This window comes from Oceanicaulis sp. LC35 (genome assembly GCF_052055585.1).
Classification (GTDB): Bacteria; Pseudomonadota; Alphaproteobacteria; order Caulobacterales; family Maricaulaceae; genus Oceanicaulis.
In genome coordinates this window covers 1,445,473-1,461,605 of record NZ_CP170485.1, presented here as the reverse complement: position 1 = coordinate 1,461,605, position 16,133 = coordinate 1,445,473, and the positions used below count along the sequence as shown (strand labels likewise).

General features: G+C 59.0%; 13 protein-coding genes. 5 read left to right on the top strand and 8 right to left on the bottom strand.

The features are described 5' to 3' along the window. The first annotated feature begins 3 nt into the window (after window positions 1-3). Window positions 4-2,358, top strand: a complete 2,355-nt coding sequence (locus tag ACFELO_RS06875) for a TonB-dependent receptor (RefSeq protein WP_440959797.1) — start codon at window positions 4-6, stop codon at window positions 2,356-2,358. 18 nt (window positions 2,359-2,376) lie between these two features. Then, window positions 2,377-3,834 (top strand): DUF1254 domain-containing protein, encoded by a 1,458-nt coding sequence (locus tag ACFELO_RS06870; RefSeq protein ID WP_440959796.1) that lies wholly within the window; start codon window positions 2,377-2,379, stop codon window positions 3,832-3,834. Window positions 3,835-3,844: 10 nt separating this feature from the next. Here ACFELO_RS06870 and ACFELO_RS06865 read toward each other — a convergent pair whose 3' ends face one another. Next, window positions 3,845-4,534 (bottom strand): Crp/Fnr family transcriptional regulator, encoded by a 690-nt coding sequence (locus ACFELO_RS06865; RefSeq protein ID WP_440959795.1) that lies wholly within the window; start codon window positions 4,532-4,534, stop codon window positions 3,845-3,847. Between the two features lie 368 nt (window positions 4,535-4,902). Here ACFELO_RS06865 and ACFELO_RS06860 point away from each other — a divergent pair, with 368 nt between their 5' ends. Further along, window positions 4,903-5,667: a response regulator gene (locus tag ACFELO_RS06860; RefSeq protein WP_440959794.1), complete on the top strand. Its 765-nt coding sequence runs from the start codon at window positions 4,903-4,905 to the stop codon at window positions 5,665-5,667. Window positions 5,668-5,737: 70 nt separating this feature from the next. Continuing rightward, window positions 5,738-6,541 carry a response regulator gene (locus ACFELO_RS06855; RefSeq protein WP_440959793.1) on the top strand — a complete coding sequence of 268 codons (804 nt, stop codon included), beginning with the start codon at window positions 5,738-5,740 and terminating at the stop codon, window positions 6,539-6,541. A gap of 2 nt (window positions 6,542-6,543) precedes the next feature. Here ACFELO_RS06855 and ACFELO_RS06850 read toward each other — a convergent pair whose 3' ends face one another. Further along, window positions 6,544-6,930, bottom strand: coding sequence for a response regulator (locus ACFELO_RS06850; protein ID WP_440959792.1), 387 nt, complete (start codon window positions 6,928-6,930; stop codon window positions 6,544-6,546). 2 nt (window positions 6,931-6,932) lie between these two features. Next, entirely contained in the window at window positions 6,933-9,248 is a 2,316-nt protein-coding gene (locus tag ACFELO_RS06845) for an ATP-binding protein (protein WP_440959791.1), read from the bottom strand. Between the two features lie 205 nt (window positions 9,249-9,453). Between ACFELO_RS06845 and mazG the strand changes: the two genes are divergently transcribed. After that, window positions 9,454-10,251 carry a nucleoside triphosphate pyrophosphohydrolase gene (mazG, locus tag ACFELO_RS06840; RefSeq protein WP_440959904.1) on the top strand — a complete coding sequence of 266 codons (798 nt, stop codon included), beginning with the start codon at window positions 9,454-9,456 and terminating at the stop codon, window positions 10,249-10,251. Here mazG and hflX read toward each other — a convergent pair. From hflX to ntrX, 5 genes are all read right to left on the bottom strand, one after another. Further along, complete coding sequence (hflX, locus tag ACFELO_RS06835; protein WP_440959790.1) at window positions 10,248-11,576, bottom strand: GTPase HflX; 1,329 nt, start codon at window positions 11,574-11,576, stop codon at window positions 10,248-10,250. The two genes, mazG and hflX, sit on opposite strands and share 4 nt — an antisense overlap. Beyond that, window positions 11,573-11,830 carry an RNA chaperone Hfq gene (gene hfq, locus ACFELO_RS06830; protein WP_009800894.1) on the bottom strand — a complete coding sequence of 86 codons (258 nt, stop codon included), beginning with the start codon at window positions 11,828-11,830 and terminating at the stop codon, window positions 11,573-11,575. The genes hflX and hfq overlap by 4 nt, the downstream gene beginning before the upstream one ends. Window positions 11,831-11,930: 100 nt before the next feature. Then, window positions 11,931-13,280 (bottom strand): TrkH family potassium uptake protein, encoded by a 1,350-nt coding sequence (locus ACFELO_RS06825; RefSeq protein ID WP_440959789.1) that lies wholly within the window; start codon window positions 13,278-13,280, stop codon window positions 11,931-11,933. Window positions 13,281-13,329: 49 nt separating this feature from the next. Then, on the bottom strand, window positions 13,330-14,703 hold the full coding sequence (gene trkA / locus ACFELO_RS06820; protein ID WP_440959788.1) for a Trk system potassium transporter TrkA: 1,374 nt from the start codon (window positions 14,701-14,703) through the stop codon (window positions 13,330-13,332). Window positions 14,704-14,722: 19 nt separating this feature from the next. After that, window positions 14,723-16,132 carry a nitrogen assimilation response regulator NtrX gene (ntrX, locus tag ACFELO_RS06815; protein WP_440959787.1) on the bottom strand — a complete coding sequence of 470 codons (1,410 nt, stop codon included), beginning with the start codon at window positions 16,130-16,132 and terminating at the stop codon, window positions 14,723-14,725. Between the last annotated feature and the right edge of the window lies 1 nt (window position 16,133).

The following is a 16,133-nucleotide window of genomic DNA, read 5'->3' as shown; positions in this document are numbered from 1 at the left end:
ACCATGAAAGCCATCTGGCTTGCAGGCTCGGCTCTTGCCGCACTGCTAGGCGCCGGCTCACCGGCGCTCGCACAGAATGCTGATCCTGCCGTTGTGCGCGATGTCATCACCGTCACGGCTCAAAAACGCGAAGAGAATATTCAGGACGTGCCGCTTTCCATCATTGCGGTGACCGGCGAAGACCTTGAAGAGCGCAATATCACCAGCGCGATGGATCTGGGTCGCACGGTCCCCAACTTCTACGCCACGCGTGGGGCGGCGGCCGCAAACACCCGGATTGTCGTCCGCGGCATTGGCACGGCCGGCAATACCGCAGCGGATCAGAGCACGGCGTTCTTTATGGACGGCGTCTACATCCCTCGCCCGTCCATTCTGTATGCCTCATTTCTGGATATCGGCAGTGTAGAAGTTGTTCGCGGCCCCCAGGGCACGCTCTTCGGCCGAAACGCCACCGCAGGCGGCGTGCTTCTCACCTCTCGCAGTCCCGGAGATGAATTCGGGGGCGACCTGTCCCTGGAGTTTGGCGATTACGGCCGTCAACAGATTGAGGCCGCCGTTGATTTACCTGTCAGCGATGCCGTCCGTCTGCGCTTCGCCGCTCAGGCCTCCGAGTTTGACGGCTATGGGGAATACATCCCCGATGGCTCGAGCTTTGGCGGCGACAAAACCGTTGCGGCGCGCCTGAGTGCAGACTTTGACCTGTCGTCCAGGCTCAGCTGGTCCGTCCGACTGGACCATACGCGCCTGTCGGGCGACGGTGCGAGTGCGGCGGAAGCGCGTGGCGACACGTTGACGCCCATGGGACGCGCAATTCTGACCGGCTTTCTGGGCGGTCCGGGCAATCTGCCAGAACTGGATGACCCGTATGACCATCAGGTCAGCCATATCGTGGGAGGTGACCTGTCCGACGTTCAATGGGGTCTGTCGAGCACCTTCGATTTCGAGTTCGACAACGGCTACTCACTCAGCCTCATCAGCGGCTGGCGCGATTATGAGAACCAGCAGTATGACGAAGACATCTTCTATCTGACGATGCCTCTTACCGGCCGGATTGCCGGCCTTCAGAGCGAAAGCTGGTCTCACGAACTGCGCCTTGTCTCTCCAGCTGACCTGATGGATGGCCGGTTCAGCTTTGTCGCCGGGCTGTACGCCTCCCATGAGGACGCAACCTTTACCGAGGTCCTGTCCTTCACGCCTCGCACCTGCATGGTGCTGGCGCCCGCACCGCTGCGTGCGCCGTGTCTGAACAGCCCTCAGGCGGAAGCCTCTGATCTGTTGATGACGCAGAGCTCTGACAGTCTCGCCGTTTACGCCCAGGGTGAGTACCTGCTGACCGACAATCTCACCCTCCAGCTTGGCGCGCGTTACACCTCCGATGAGCGTGAGGGGCGCTTCCTGCAACTGGCGGCCAACCCGCTCTCCGCGCTCGCCTTCCGGGCTCCTGCGGACACGGCGCTCGACTTCTCCGACGAGACGCCGACCCTGCGTGCGGCTCTGACCTATACTGTCAGCCCGGACCATACCGTGTTTGCATCCTACAGCACGGGCTACAAGTCTGGCGGCTTCAACTCTGGGGGCGGCGCAGAACTTCTAACGGCTGAAGAACGGACGTTTGATAGTGAAACCGCCGACAATTTCGAGCTCGGTTTCAAGGGCTCCTTCCTGGACAACCGTATGGACCTGGCGCTGACGGCGTACCGGACCGAGCTGGAGGATTTCCAGGCGCGTAGCTTTGATGGCTCAAGCTTCATCACCCAGAATGCAGGCACGCTGGTTCACCAGGGATTTGAACTGGATGGCGCTCTTCTCATCGCCAGCAATATCGAGCTGGCCGGCGGGATCGCATATCTTGACTCCGAGTTCACCTCGTTCACCGGAGCCCAGGCCCTGCCCGGCTGTTCCGCCGCCAGCCCTGACATTCCCGGCTGCGGGCCCGTTGGCGGCAATCGCTCAGTACAGGACCTGACCGGCGGCAAGAACCATTTCGCCCCGGAATGGACAGGCAATCTCTTCGTCACAATAGACGGGGAACTGGCTCAATGGGGATGGCGCGCCACGGCGGGCGTCAACTATGTGGGCGAACAGTTTGTCGGCGGAGCGATCGATAACAATCCGCAAGTCCTTCAGGACGGCTACGCCCTTGTTTCGGCTCGCCTGACGCTGAGTGACCCCAACGATCGGTTCAGCATTGCCGTGTTCGGCGAGAACCTCACTGATGAAGGGTATTGCGGGGTGAGCTTCTATCAGCCGCTCAGCGGCCAGCTCGGCCTGAATGACGCTGCGACCGGCGGCACATTCATTCGTTGCAACACCGGAGCGCCCCGCACGGTCGGCGTCCGTCTGTCCACCACTTTCTAAGCCAGAGGCTCAAAACACATGATGAAATACGCACTGCTCACGGCCGTCTCGATTCTTGGCCTCGGCTTCACTCCGGTTTCCAGCTACGCTCAGACCGCGCCTCAAACCGTGGTCACCAGCGAAGTGGATGCAGAAGGCCGCGAAGCCCTCGCCTACAGCCTCGCCATCCAGGCATATCTGTACAGCTATCCGCTCTTCATCTGGGAACGGGAGAGACTGCGCCGGGAAAACCTGACCGAGGCCCAAAGCCGCGGCCCGATCGCGCCAATCAATCGTCTGGGCCATATGAACTGGTTGGCGAACGCCAACAGCGACATGCCCTACAGCCCGAATAACGACACGGTGTACACGGGCGTTTCCCTCGACCTGCGGGCCGAGCCGATCATTCTCGACATGCCCGAGATCAAGGACCGCTACGCCGTCGTGCAATCGGTCAACGCCTATATGGAAAACCAGACCTACCATTACTCACCGCGCGTGAATGGCGGTGAAGCGGTCCATCTGGCCTTTGTCGGCCCCGATTGGGATGGCGAGCTTCCCGAGGGCGTGGAACGGGTGGATATCGACACCCCGTCAGGCGCCCTCGCCATCCGGCTTGCGGTGCATCGCAACGAAGCCGATCTCGCCACCGTTCGCGGCTATCAGGACCAGATGTCCCTCACCCCGCTGTCCGCTTGGAATAACGGGCCGACAGATGTTGAGCCGGCAATTCCGGCTCCGGTCGAACGGGAAACCTTTGAGGGTCCGTTCGCGCACTTCCATCAGATGGCCGTCCTGCTGGCGGAGAACCCGCCGCCTCCTCAGCATGCTGCGATGAACGCCACCCTCTGGCGTCTGGGTCTTGAACCCGGCCAGCCCTTTGACCCCGACTCCCTCGATCCGGACACCCGCGCAGGCATTTTGCGCGCCATCGAAGATGGCCCTGCGGTTATGGAATATCTGCGCCGCAATCGCGGCCAGCGTTTCCCCACCGGTTGGGATACGGCGCGTTATGCAGATGACATCGTCTTTGACTATGCCGCACGCGCCGCGATTTCTCTGGTCGGACTTCTGGGCAATGATCCCGAGGAAGCGATCTATTTCTACACCTATTTTGACTCAGAAAATGAGCCGCTTGACGGCAGTGATCGCTACCACATGCACTTCGAGCCTGGTGATCTGCCTGCGATCAATGCGCTCGGGTTCTGGTCGGTGACGATGTATGACGGTCAGAGCTTCCTGCTGGTCGACAACCCCATCGACCGATACTCGATCGGCAGCCGTCACAATCTTCAATTCAACGAGGATGGATCGCTGGACCTCTACATCCAGCCCGAAGCGCCGGGCGGCGAACTGGATTCCAACTGGCTCCCCTCTCCCGACGGCCGTCCGTTCCGGGTCACCTTCCGGATTTACTCGCCCAAACCAGAAACAACCCAGTCCCTTTATGATGGCGAATTGGCCCTGCCGCCTCTGACGCCCATCATTGATCAGTAATCCTGAGGGGTCAGGACGACAGATGCTCGGCTCTGGCTGCATCGATCCAGTCAGCCAGAGCCTGAGCATCGGGAACTTCAATTGCTCTGTATTTCAGAACAATCAGGCCATCCGCCTCCAGCTGTTTGAGCGCCTTGCCGATGGAGACTCGTGAGGCGCCGACAGCGACCGCCAGGTCCGACTGGCTCCAGGGAATAACGCCCGGGACTTCGGTGGACTCCAGCATGCTGTGCAGGAATACGGCCGTGTACGCCGCCAGTGGCAGTCGGCGCAGGTCATCGACCATGTTCAATGCGGCTTTCAATCGGCTCAGCGTCGCCGGCAAGGCCGCCCGCGCAATTTCGGGATAGACATCCATCAGCGCGTTGAACTCTGAGTGTTGAATATAACCGATGACGGTTTTGCCGACAGCGACAGCATTCTGTTCGCGTTTTCGGCCGACCATAACGCTCATCAGCCCGATGAAATGGCCTTCGCCGAACACCGCCAGGATTGTCTCAAGCCCTTCTGGACTGATCCGCCCCATTTTCACAGCGCCGGAGCGGACGATCATCAAACGCTGGTCATCATCACCCGCCGAATAGATCATCTGGCCATCTTCATAGGTCAGACGACGTTCGACAGATTCCAAGGCTGCTTTGACATCATCGCTCAGCAGGTCGAGGAATTTCAGACTTCCGTGTTCCAGCAATCCGGCCATGTCGTCTTCCCCAACAAGATTCAAGACACTGATATTGGACGGAATTCGTAGGTGCGAGAAGCTGAAATTATTCAATATCACAGCTTCAGGTAGATTAATCTATGCTCTGAGTGAATGAGGCCTCATACTCTACTGATTGTATGAAAATAAAACTCGGTGAGTGAGCGAGACACATTTGGCCGAGTGTTCGACGCATTTTATTTCTGTCATTACAGTTCCAACCGAACTCTCACCTCATGGCCCCTTCCTACGGCGCACCTCATGCCACGCTCGTTTGTGCAGGAGGAAATTAATAACGTTTGTTATCTTGATATTCTCACACTCAGGCTCAGACTGTTGAACAAGTTCACTGAGTCACGGAGGCATATATGCCGTCTGCAAGCCAGTTATCGGATCTGAGACGCACTTTTCTCAATCGCGCGCACGATGACATTCAGACTCTGCATGTCCGGCTCCAGAATACAGGCGGTTCAGGCGATGAGGCAGGTCTTCTCAATGATGTCGCCTCCCTCTCGCATCGTCTGATGGGGTCATACGGTTCGTTCGGCTTTCCCGCCATGGCCCGGAATTTCGAATTGATCGAGGATGTCGCGCTCTCCCAGATGTCCGCTGATCATGACGCCCGTCCGGCAATCGAACTGACAAGACTGCCAGACATGATTTCTGACATGCTGGACCAGGCCGGCGTGCTCAAGGACCTCGGTTACGAGCCCTCCACGCCCGACAGTCCCAGCTCTCCGCTCATTGATCCGTCCGAGTACAAGCGCATCCTCTTTGTGGATGACGACACGAACCTTCACGGCCTGGCCGAGATGTATCTGAAGGAAGAAGGCTATTCTTCCATCGTCTATGAGACCTGCGCGAGGAATGCAGCGGACTATCTGTCAGAGAACATGGTCGACGCCATCATTTGCGATTGGCAGTTAGAAGGCGATAACGGACTGGATTTACTGCGCAAACTTCGTTCAGGCTCGCTGAAGCCTGCAAAGACGACGCCCTTCATCTTCATGACCGTCCCCTCGTCACGCCAAGCCATAGAACGAGCGGGCCTCTACCGTCCTGATGGCTATCTGCTCAAGCCCTTTGACGCCCACAGGCTTCATGGCGTGCTGGGCCGCGCCCTCGCCGCGTGATCAAACACGATGAGTAACAATTACAATAGAACCGCAGCTTAGACTTAAAGCTGACAATGCGGAGTTCTATATGCCAAGTGCAAATCCAAGACGCGTCGTAGAAAACTTTTGCTCGAAATTCCCAACTCAGCTTGCTGAGCTGACCCATATCGTCGGTGATGACAAGGCGAGCCAATTCGAGCTGAAACGCAATCTGAAGAAACTCCACGAAGAGAGCCACCGGCTCAAGGGAGCAGCCTATTGCATGGGATTTCCAATCCTGGGCGCACAGTTCTTCCGGCTCGAGCAGGATACGGACTCCCTGATCCAGTCCAAGGAAGACATCACGCCCAAGAGCATGGAGCGGATCTATCTGGACCTGAGCAAGATTGCGAAACTGCGCAGCCACATTGCACCTGACCAGTCCCGACTTGTTCAGAGCTTTGAAAATCCGGCCCCCCGCGTCCTGAATGACAATGACACTGATGAGATCCGGAAACTGCTCAAAGCGCAGCGGATCCTCTTCGTCGAGGATGACATCTCGGTCCGCAATCTGGTGCGAGAGCTTCTGACCGATATCGGCGTGGGCGAAGTGCGCATGGCCAGTTCAGGCGAGGAAGCCCTCAGCCTGATGAAAACATTCACACCCACATTGATGCTCTCGGACTGGCATATGAAACCGATTGATGGCCTGTCCCTGCTGCGTCTGGTGCGAGCCGGACAGACCCGCATGCCCAGCCAGACTCCGATCATCTTCCTGACCTCGGAAAACAATGCCGAGAAAATTCATACGGTGATCCGCAACGGTGTGGACCATGTACTGGTAAAGCCCTTCAACAGGGCCGTCGTCATGCGTGCGATCACTCGGGTCGCCCAGCAAAGTCGGCCGCACTAGCTCTACAGGCCAAGCCCATCCCAGATTTCCCTGATCTGATCCGGTAGGGTCAAAGGATCAAACGGTTTGACGATAACCGATTGCGCGCCGGCGCTGATATAAGCGCCCAGCTCATGGGATTGGGCCTTTGCGGTCATGAATACGATGGGCGTACGCATAAAAGCGGGTCGTGTTCTGAGCTCAGCGAGAACTTCTAGGCCGTTCATGCCAGGCATCATCATATCCAGCATGATGAGCTGCGGGTTCACATCCCCCAGTCCAGACAGGGCAGCCGGCCCATTTTCAAACAGGCTCACAGTAAAGCCGCCAACGTCGCTCAGTGACATTTCGAGAATCGCCCGGATGTCCGGGTCATCCTCAACACAGGCGATTTTCTCAAGCTCTGACACGACTAGCTGATCCTTGAGTGTTGAGTGACGAAAGCCTCAACATCATTGCTTTCAGACGTCGACTGCACCTGAGCGACGATCGGCAATGTGATGTGGAAGACCGTCCCTTCACCCACCTTGGTGTCAAAATCAATTTGACCATCAAAGGCTTCAACCAGATTCTTCGTTATGTTGAGGCCCAGACCGTTCCCGCCCACGCGGCGGGTGGGAGAGCTGTCAGCCTGCGAGAACCGCTCAAAAATGCGGTCCTGAAAATCCTCAGGGATGCCCGGGCCGTTATCGGAGACGGATATCCTGATGAGAGAGGATGTCGGACGACGGGTCATGATCGTGACAACCTCATCTGGAGGCGAGTATTTCGCAGCGTTTGAAAGAAGATTCACGAGAGCCTGCGTGAAGCGGGACACATCAAGGTTTACGGGCGGATCACCCGCCTGCAAATCCAGTTCAAATGTCACGCCATGTTCCTCCGCAAGCACCCGATGGCTTTCCACCACGTCCTGAACAAGATCATCGCAAGGGACGACCTCCATACGGTATTCCAGCTTGCCGGCGGCGATCTTTTCGAGATCAAGAATGTCATTGACCAGATGATTGAGGCGGTCACTGCTGCGCTGAGCCATGTTCAGCAGCATGGATGCCTTCTCGTCATCCTTGAATTTGCTCTCCAGACGGGCCTTGAGGAGCCTTAAGGAGCCCAGCATGGAAGTCAGAGGCGTGCGCAATTCATGGTTCACTGTGGATACGAATTCATCCTTCATGATCTCCATCTGCTTACGCACGCTGATATCGCGGATAAGCAGGCTGAACAGCGTGCTGTCCGCCTTGTGAACATCACTTAGAGTCAGCTCCACAAAGAGCGGATCCTGATTCTTCTGGCAGGCTTCCGCCTCGAACGTCTCCCCCACAAGGTGTTGCTCGATGAAGCAGGGAATATGGCGGAATGAGCCTTCCCGCTCCAGACGAACGCCATTGGGCAGAAGCACGGAGATATCCTGACCGATCAGCTCATCTTCCTCATAACCGAACATGAAGCGGGCTGCCGGATTCATAGCCTGGATAATTCCGTCCGGCTGCAGCAGGATCAAGCCGTCAATAATGTTCTCGAACGTGTTTGCGCTCAGCTCACTCTGCTGAAGCGCCTTGGTCATGCCAACAAAGGCGCGTCCCAGATCTCCGATCTCATCATTGCTTGTGACATTGATTTCGATCGGCTCCCGGCTCTGTCCATAATCGTGCACAGCCTGTGTCAGTTCACCAAGCGGACGGGTCAGACTGGTCACAAAGAGCAACGAACCTATCGCTGTAAGCACGACCAGACTCACGGCCAGCATCATCGATTGTTGCCGGATGGCATATGCGCCTTGCATGAGCGCTTCGGTGGGTTCGCCAACCAGAATGCGAAAGGAGAGTCCCGCCTCTCCCGCTCGTCCGGTATTCAGCGTGTAAGCGACATAGGTGACGCCAGCGACATCCTGTAGCGCCTCGCCGTCCAGACTTAACAAGGCGGGCGGCTCAAACCGTTCCTGAAAAGCATATTGATTCCGGACAATACCGACACCGGGCTGATAGTGAATGTAGTTGCCGTCTTCATCGGAGATATAGACTTCATAGTTTGACGACGCCGCCATCAAGGCTTCCTCGAATATCACGCGGATATCGGAGTTGATCGCGATCATCCCGTAGGGCGCGCCTTCTGGCGTATGAACAGAAACGATTGTTCTGACAGTAGGCGTCATATCGCTGGAGACGTCACCGAACTCCCGGTTCGCAGTAATGGGGGATGTGTAGATCTCGCTCTCTTCCGCCTGGATGCCCGGCAAGAAATAAAATTCGTTCTGTTTACGCTGGAGCAAATCGTCAGGAACGACCGAGAACCCATCCTCCCCAACTCGATTGACACGGACGATCTCACGTCCGCCGTCTTCAATCCCGATATAACGGATCTGTGTGTATTCTCGCTCCACCGCCAGATGGGCTGAAAAAATATCGGCCAAACGCGCCCGCCAGGTCTCCAGAGAGCTGCCGTCCAGCGGATCAATCCCGTCATTACGTTGTGCGCGAATGATGCCTTCAATCGGAGGCGTATTTCTGATGATGAACGCCTGATCTCTGGCGATGCGAAAAGCGGTGGAAATGTGTGAGGCAATCACACGGGTTTCTGCATTTAGCTCTGATCGAGCCGCTGCGCGGCTCATGGAGCTCGCCTGAATGAAGTTTGCAAACCCCACAACCATGGCGACAGACACAGTGACTGTGACCACCAGCACCAGGATTTTGGTGCGCAAAGAGACGGTTGTGAGAATCGGATGCTCCATAAATACAACCAATGAATGCGATCAGACTTAACCTTGCAACTGAAAAATCTCTAAATCATCGGGCCCGCAGCGTTGCGCCTCTTCCCCCCACCCCCCGATTTCCCTTATCCAGCCTGAAAGACTTTCACTCGAACGGGCTTGCCGAATGACCGAGACACGTAACGACGCACTTGAGTTTCCGTACCGAGACCGCTCGGCCATCGAGATGGACACGTCGCCGGCCCTGGAACGCCTGCTCGCGATCATGGACCGTTTGCGCGACCCTGATGGAGGCTGCCCCTGGGATATCGAGCAGTCTTTCGCCACCATCGCCCCCTACACGATCGAGGAAGCCTACGAAGTCGCAGATGCGATCGAGCGGAAGGATATGGCGGACCTGAAGGATGAGCTGGGAGACCTGCTCTTCCAGGTCGTCTTCCACAGTCAGATGGCGGAGGAAATCGGAGCGTTTCGGTTCGAGGATGTCGCAAACGCCATCTCTGAAAAGATGTTGCGGCGACATCCGCATGTGTTCGCAGATGCCGATGAGCGTGACTCCCAGTCCCAGATCACCGCCTGGGAGACGCAGAAAGCGAAAGAACGCGCGGAGAAGGCCGACCTGGATCCCTCCGTCCTCGCCAACCTGCCTGTCGCCCTGCCCGCCTTGCTCCGGGCCGAGAAGATATCCAAGCGCGCGGCGCGCGTCGGTTTTGACTGGCCGGATGTCAGCCAGGTGCTCGACAAGATCGATGAGGAATTGGCCGAGGTCCGCGACGCCTTGACCGAAGGTGACCGGGGGCACATTCAGGAAGAAATAGGCGATTTGCTCTTCGCCATCGCCAATCTCTCTCGCAAACTACAGATGGATCCCGAAACGGCCTTACGCGACGCGAACGCCAAATTCGAGCGTCGCTTTCGAGGCGTCGAGGCGCGGCTGCTCGCTGAAGGCTCGTCCGTTCAGGAGGCTGATCTGGAAGCGATGGAAGCGATGTGGTTATCAGTCAAACAGGACGAGACGCGCTAGTCCGCGATTTCCACTTCATCCTCGACGCCGAAGCGTTGCTGAAAGCGACCGGCATCCGCAGAGCTCAAACGGACATGGACGCTGACAATGCCCGTTTCGCGATCGGTCTGCTCTGACACCACAGCGCCATGCCTGTGAACGAAAGCAAGGGCTTCGGCGTCCTCCGGACCGAAGTCCAGGTGCAGGGCGACATCATCCAACGACAGGGCCAGCTCGACCTGCTCAAGCAGGGCGTCTACGCCAGCGCCAGTCACCGCAGACGTCACGATACTGACCGGGCCGTTGTCACGCTTGGGTAGCCTGGCCCGCCAGACGAGCTCTTCATAATCCTCGGCTGAGAGCTGATCGGCCTTGTTCCAGGCTTCGATCACATGTTGATCCGCCTCTGCCCCGGCGCCGAGGGCCGCCAGAACGGATTCCACGTCAGACTTGCGTCCCTCATGGTCAGGGTCGGCCATGTCTCGGACATGGATCAGCACGTCGGCCTCGATCACCTCTTCAAGCGTAGCGCGGAAGGCGGCGATCAGCTCGGTCGGCAGGTCCGTAATGAAGCCCACCGTGTCACTCATCAGAACGCGACGGCCAGAGGGCAGTTTCACCCCCCGAACGGTCGGGTCGAGGGTCGCAAACGGCATGTCCTTCGCCAGAACCTGAGCGTTCGACAACAGATTGAACAGCGTGGACTTGCCCGCATTGGTATAGCCCACCAGCGCCACCGTCGGCCACGGCGCCGTCTGCCGCTTCTTGCGGTGCAGGGTGCGCGTGCGTTTGACCTCATCAAGCTCCCGGCGAAGCTTGGCCATCTTGTCCGCCAGGATCCGGCGGTCGGTTTCGATCTGGGTTTCACCCGGCCCGGCCAGGAAGCCACGACCGCCGCGCTGGCGCTCAAGGTGCGTCCAGGTGCGCACAAGGCGGGACCGCTCATAGGCCAGACGCGCCAGCTCCACCTGAAGCCGACCCTCGCGGGTTTGCGCCCGCAAGCCGAAAATCTCAAGGATCAGGCCAGTCCGGTCTATGACCTTGGCGTTGAGCTTCTTTTCAAGGTTACGCTGCTGGATCGGGCTCAGCGCGGCGTCAATGATGACGACCGTGATCTCGGCCTCTTCGACCCGTTCGGCAATCTGCTCGATCTTGCCCGTACCGAAGAAACCGCTGGCCTCGACACGGCGCAGCGGCTCAATCCGCGCTTCGGCGGTATCCAGATCGAGCGCTTGCGCCAAGCCTATGGCCTCTTCCAGTCGGGCCTGAGCACGATTGGCGTCCGTCCCCGGATATTGCGGCGACAGGACGAGAGCGGTTTGCGGCGCGGGTTTGCGGTCGATCAATCCTCGGCGTCTCCTTCAGCCTCGTCCTTGTCAAACAGCTGGACGGGCTGGCTGGGCATGATGGTCGAAATAGCGTGCTTGTAGACAAGCTGGATCTGGCCTTCACGGCGAAGCAGAACACAGAAGTTGTCAAACCAGGTGACAACCCCCTGAAGCTTCACGCCATTGACCAGAAAGATGGTGAGTGGAGTCTTGCCCTTGCGAACGGTGTTCAGAAAAACGTCCTGCAGGTTTTGTTTCTTATCGTTAGACATCGGCCTTATCGCACTAGAATTCCGGCGCAACGTATGCGCCCCCTACGCTAGGTAAACATACCTTGGCCGTGCTGCAACAGGATTGCCTGTCAGCGCTCAGTCAGTCGCGGGCGAAGATCACATAGATTGCGGCCGCAGCCGCCAGCACCTCAAGACGTCCAAGAACCATGATGAAGGCTGAAACCACCAGTGAAAGCGGCGGAAGCGTCGCATAATCAACGCCTGACAAGGGACCGGCATTCACCAGCGAAGCCGCCGAGACCATCAAGGCCTCCTGAAAGGTCATTCCGCTGACGCCGAGCGCGACAGCGCCCAGTCCAAGCGCCGCCGGAAAGGCCAGCGCATACACCCACACCCCCGCCAGCGCCGAATCACTGACAGGTCGCCCGATAAAGCGGGTGCGAACGGCGGCAGAAGGGTGACTCAGGCTTGAAAGCTCGCCCCCCGCCCGCCGGAGCAGAAGCAGGATACGCGGCATCTTGATCCCGCCGGACGTGGAGATCGTCGAGCCGCCCGCCATCGCCACCATCACCAGCAGCATCAAAGGCAGCACCGGAACGGCCTGGGTCTGAAACCCGGCCGTCGTCACCGCGAAGACCATGTCGAGAGCGCCTGAATAGGCCATCCCAGGATGGCCCCTGAGCGCAACATAGAGCCCCGCCCCGAGCCCCAGAACCAGGATAGCGCGCAATTCGCCGCTGCCCCGGGTGATGCGTCGGCGGGAGGCGAGATCGTATTGAACCGCCATATTCCAGGCGCCCGATAGGCAGATCAGGGCCAACACCCCCTGAGACGCAGGCGACATCCACAGACCAAGCGCATCTGAACGGGGCGTCAGCCCTGAGGTCGCGAGGCCGGACAAGGCAAGGCAGAGACTGTCAAACGGGGGCGTGCCGGTCAGCAGCAGGAGCATGAAGCCGGTCAGAGTCAGCCCCACATAGATCGCCCCGAAACGGCGCAAGGCGCGTCCAAAATTGGTGAACAGGTCAGAGTGTTCCACGGTCAAAAGATAGGTCCGACGCAAACCGACTCCGCGCCGGTCCAGGGCCGCGAAGACGGTCGCCGCCAGCACCAGGCTGCCAAGACCGCCCAGCCACGCCAACACACAGCGCCACAAGGTGATGGAGACCCCCGCCTCTTCCGGGCTGACAATGATCGAGCCTGTGGTGGTTAGCGCTGAGTAGGCCTCGAAGACGCCCGCCGGAAACGAGCCGGTCGCCGCCACCAGCGGAGGCGCAGCCAGAAGGGGTGATAGAAGCCAGCCGAAGAACGCCAGGCGCAAGGCGGCGCTCGCCCTTGCAGGCGCGTGAACATTTCGGGTTCCTGCAAGCGTAACCCCGCCCAGAAACGCACCCAGAACCAGCGTAATGGTGAAACCCCGAGCGATGTCAGCCCGGCCTTCCAGACCAGCGAAGAGTATGAAAGGCGCCGCCGCAGCGCTGATGAACAAGGCGCACCACGCCAGGGCTCGAAAAAAGCGTGGCGACCAGGTCATCGATCTAGAAGTACTCGAGGCTGACGCGGAAGAGTTGCTCCACCTTGGGAACCGAGGCCTTGAGGGCGAAGAAAATCACGCGATCGTTTTCCTGGATCACGACGGAATCGCCCCGGAAATAGACCTGCTCGCCTCGGACCATGGCGCAAATGGCCACGCCCTCGGGCGGCTCCAGCGTGCTCAGATTCTGGCCCACCAGCGGCGAGGTGGACAGCGTCACGCCTTCAAGCGCCTCAGCCATGCCATCGCCCATGGTCTGAAGACCGGTGATCCGGCCACGTCGGATATGCTGAAGAATGGTAGAGACCGTCACGGCCCGCGGGTCGATCATGACGTCCACATCCAGCGCTTCCTGAACGGGGTGGAAGGCCTGGTTGTTCACAAGGCAAAGCGAGCGGGCGGCGCCTTCCTTCTTGGCCATCACGCCGCTGAGCAGGTTCACCTTGTCATCATTGGTCAGGCACAGAGCGAGTTCTGCATCTTCAACGCCGGCTTCTCTCAGGACGTCCCGGTCCAGACCATCGCCATGTAGAACCACGGTGCGACGAAGCGCATCCGCTGCGCGCTCGGCTTGCGCCTTGTCACTCTCGATCAGCCGGACACGAACACCGCCGACCCGTTCCAGCGCCTTGGCGACGTAGAGGCCGATATTGCCTGCGCCTATGATAACAACACGGCGTGCACGCGGCGCAGCGCGCCCGAACACGTCCAGAGCGCGTTTCACATGGCCGGCTGCGAGACTGACATAGATGTCATCGCCCGGCATAAGCGGGTCATCATCTTGAGGGATAAAGAGCGTCTGATCGCGCTGGACCCCCACGATGTCAAAGCCAAGATCGGGAAACAACTCAGCCATTTGCGCGCGTGTACTGGAGGCGACGGGCGATTGCTCATCCACGCGCAGGCCCAACACCTGAACGCGGGAATTGGCAAACGGGGCCGTCGCGAACGCGCCCGGGGTTTCAAGCCGTTGCAGGATTGAGCGGCTGACTTCCAGCTCTGGCGAGATCGTCACATCAATCGGCAGTGCGCCGGAGGAGAACAGGTCACCCCAGCGTTTGTCGAGATAGCTTTGCGCCCTCACCCGCGCAATGCGCGTCGGCGTGTTGAACAGAGAATGGGCCACCTGGCAGGCGACCATGTTGGCTTCGTCCGAATAGGTCACGGCGACGAGCAGATCCGCGTCCCGGATCCCCGCTCTGTCCAGCACATCGGGATGGGAGCCATGCCCCACCACACCACGCACATCAAGATCGGTGGTGACCTTGTCGATCAGCTCGCGCGACCAGTCCACGACCGTGACGGCGTTGCCCTCAGAGGCAAGCTCCCGGGCGATGCCATATCCAACACGCCCTGCCCCGCACACTACAGCTTTCATGGGATGATCTCAGCCGGAGCTAGCCGGCGTCCTCTGCGTCTATGTCGTCGCCCTTGCGGTTCAGACTGCCCACGCCCAGCGTCTTCAGCTTGCGATGCAGCGCCGAGCGCTCCATGCCGATGAAATTGGCTGTCCGCGAAATATTGCCCCCGAACCGATTGATCTGGGCCTTGAGATATTCTCGTTCGAAATTCTCACGCGCGTCGCGCAAGGGCAAGGCGATCATGCGCTCCGCATCCAGACCGGTTTCAGAACTGGTCGACCGGCCTGCGACTTCGGACGGCAGGGAATCCAGCGTTACAGGTTCATCCGGCGAGCCCGTCGCCAGAATCAGCAGGCGCTCCACATTATTGCGTAGCTGGCGCACATTGCCGGGCCAGTCATGGGCCTGAAGCGCCGCCATGGCGTCATCACCAATTTTCCGCATGGGCAGTCCGGACATGGCCGTCAGGCGCTCAAGGAAATGATTGACCAGAAGCGGAATGTCTTCGCGGCGTTGTGAAAGCGAAGGCACGTCGAGCGGCACCACAGCAAGACGATGATAGAGATCCTCCCGGAACTGCCCCTGGGAAATCATGCCCTGCAGATCACGCGCGGTAGAGGACAGCACCCGGACATTCACCTGAACATCCTGAGCTCCGCCAATCCGGCGGAAGCGCTGTTCAACCAGCATCCGAAGGAGTTTGGCCTGGGTCGCGATCGGCATATCGCCCACTTCGTCAAGAAAGAGCGTCCCGCCATGAGCCTGTTCAAGAAGCCCGACGCGCTCCACACCGCTTTCGGTTTCTGCGCCAAACAATTCGGCCTCAACCCGATCCGGCGACATCATGGCGGCGGACACCGGAACAAAGGGCCCGTCTGCGCGCATGGAGTGCGCATGGATCAGACGTGCGATCAGCTCTTTACCCGACCCGGACGGCCCGGAAATCAGGACGCGCGAATTGGTCGGCGCAACCCGGTCAACTGTCTGACGGAGCTGGACCGCTGCGGCGGACTCCCCGATCAGATCGTTATGCACTTCGGATTTCGCCCGCAGTTCAGCGTTTTCACGCCGCAAACGGCTGGCCTCAAGCGCCCTCTCAACAGTCAGCAGCAACTTGTCGGACTTAAAGGGCTTTTCGATAAAATCGTATGCGCCCTTGCGAATGGCCGCCACAGCCGTTTCGATCGTTCCGTGACCTGAAATCACGACGACGGGAAGATCCGGAGCCACGCGCTTAATCTCAGCCAAGAGCTCGATACCGTCCAGTCGACTGCCCTGCAGCCAGACATCCAGAACCGCCAAAGCCGGCTTGCGCTGACGAACAGCGTCAAGCGCGGCGTCTGAATCGCCCGCGTACCGGGGTTCATACCCTTCATCCTCCAGAAGCCCCCCAATGAGCTCCCGGATATCGGCTTCATCATCAACTATCAGGATGTCGAGCGACATT

Excerpts from the sequence above, each read along its gene's own strand:
- ACFELO_RS06875 (WP_440959797.1), top strand. The coding sequence starts at position 4 with ATGAAAGCCATCTGGCTTGCAGGCTCGGCTCTTGCCGCACTGCTAGGC.
- ACFELO_RS06870 (WP_440959796.1), top strand. The coding sequence starts at position 2,377 with ATGATGAAATACGCACTGCTCACGGCCGTCTCGATTCTTGGCCTCGGC.
- ACFELO_RS06865 (WP_440959795.1), bottom strand. The coding sequence starts at position 4,534 with ATGGCCGGATTGCTGGAACACGGAAGTCTGAAATTCCTCGACCTGCTG.
- ACFELO_RS06860 (WP_440959794.1), top strand. The coding sequence starts at position 4,903 with ATGCCGTCTGCAAGCCAGTTATCGGATCTGAGACGCACTTTTCTCAAT.
- ACFELO_RS06855 (WP_440959793.1), top strand. The coding sequence starts at position 5,738 with ATGCCAAGTGCAAATCCAAGACGCGTCGTAGAAAACTTTTGCTCGAAA.
- ACFELO_RS06845 (WP_440959791.1), bottom strand. The coding sequence starts at position 9,248 with ATGGAGCATCCGATTCTCACAACCGTCTCTTTGCGCACCAAAATCCTG.
- mazG (WP_440959904.1), top strand. The coding sequence starts at position 9,454 with ATGGACACGTCGCCGGCCCTGGAACGCCTGCTCGCGATCATGGACCGT.
- hfq (WP_009800894.1), bottom strand. The coding sequence starts at position 11,830 with ATGTCTAACGATAAGAAACAAAACCTGCAGGACGTTTTTCTGAACACC.
- trkA (WP_440959788.1), bottom strand. The coding sequence starts at position 14,703 with ATGAAAGCTGTAGTGTGCGGGGCAGGGCGTGTTGGATATGGCATCGCC.
- ntrX (WP_440959787.1), bottom strand. The coding sequence starts at position 16,132 with ATGTCGCTCGACATCCTGATAGTTGATGATGAAGCCGATATCCGGGAG.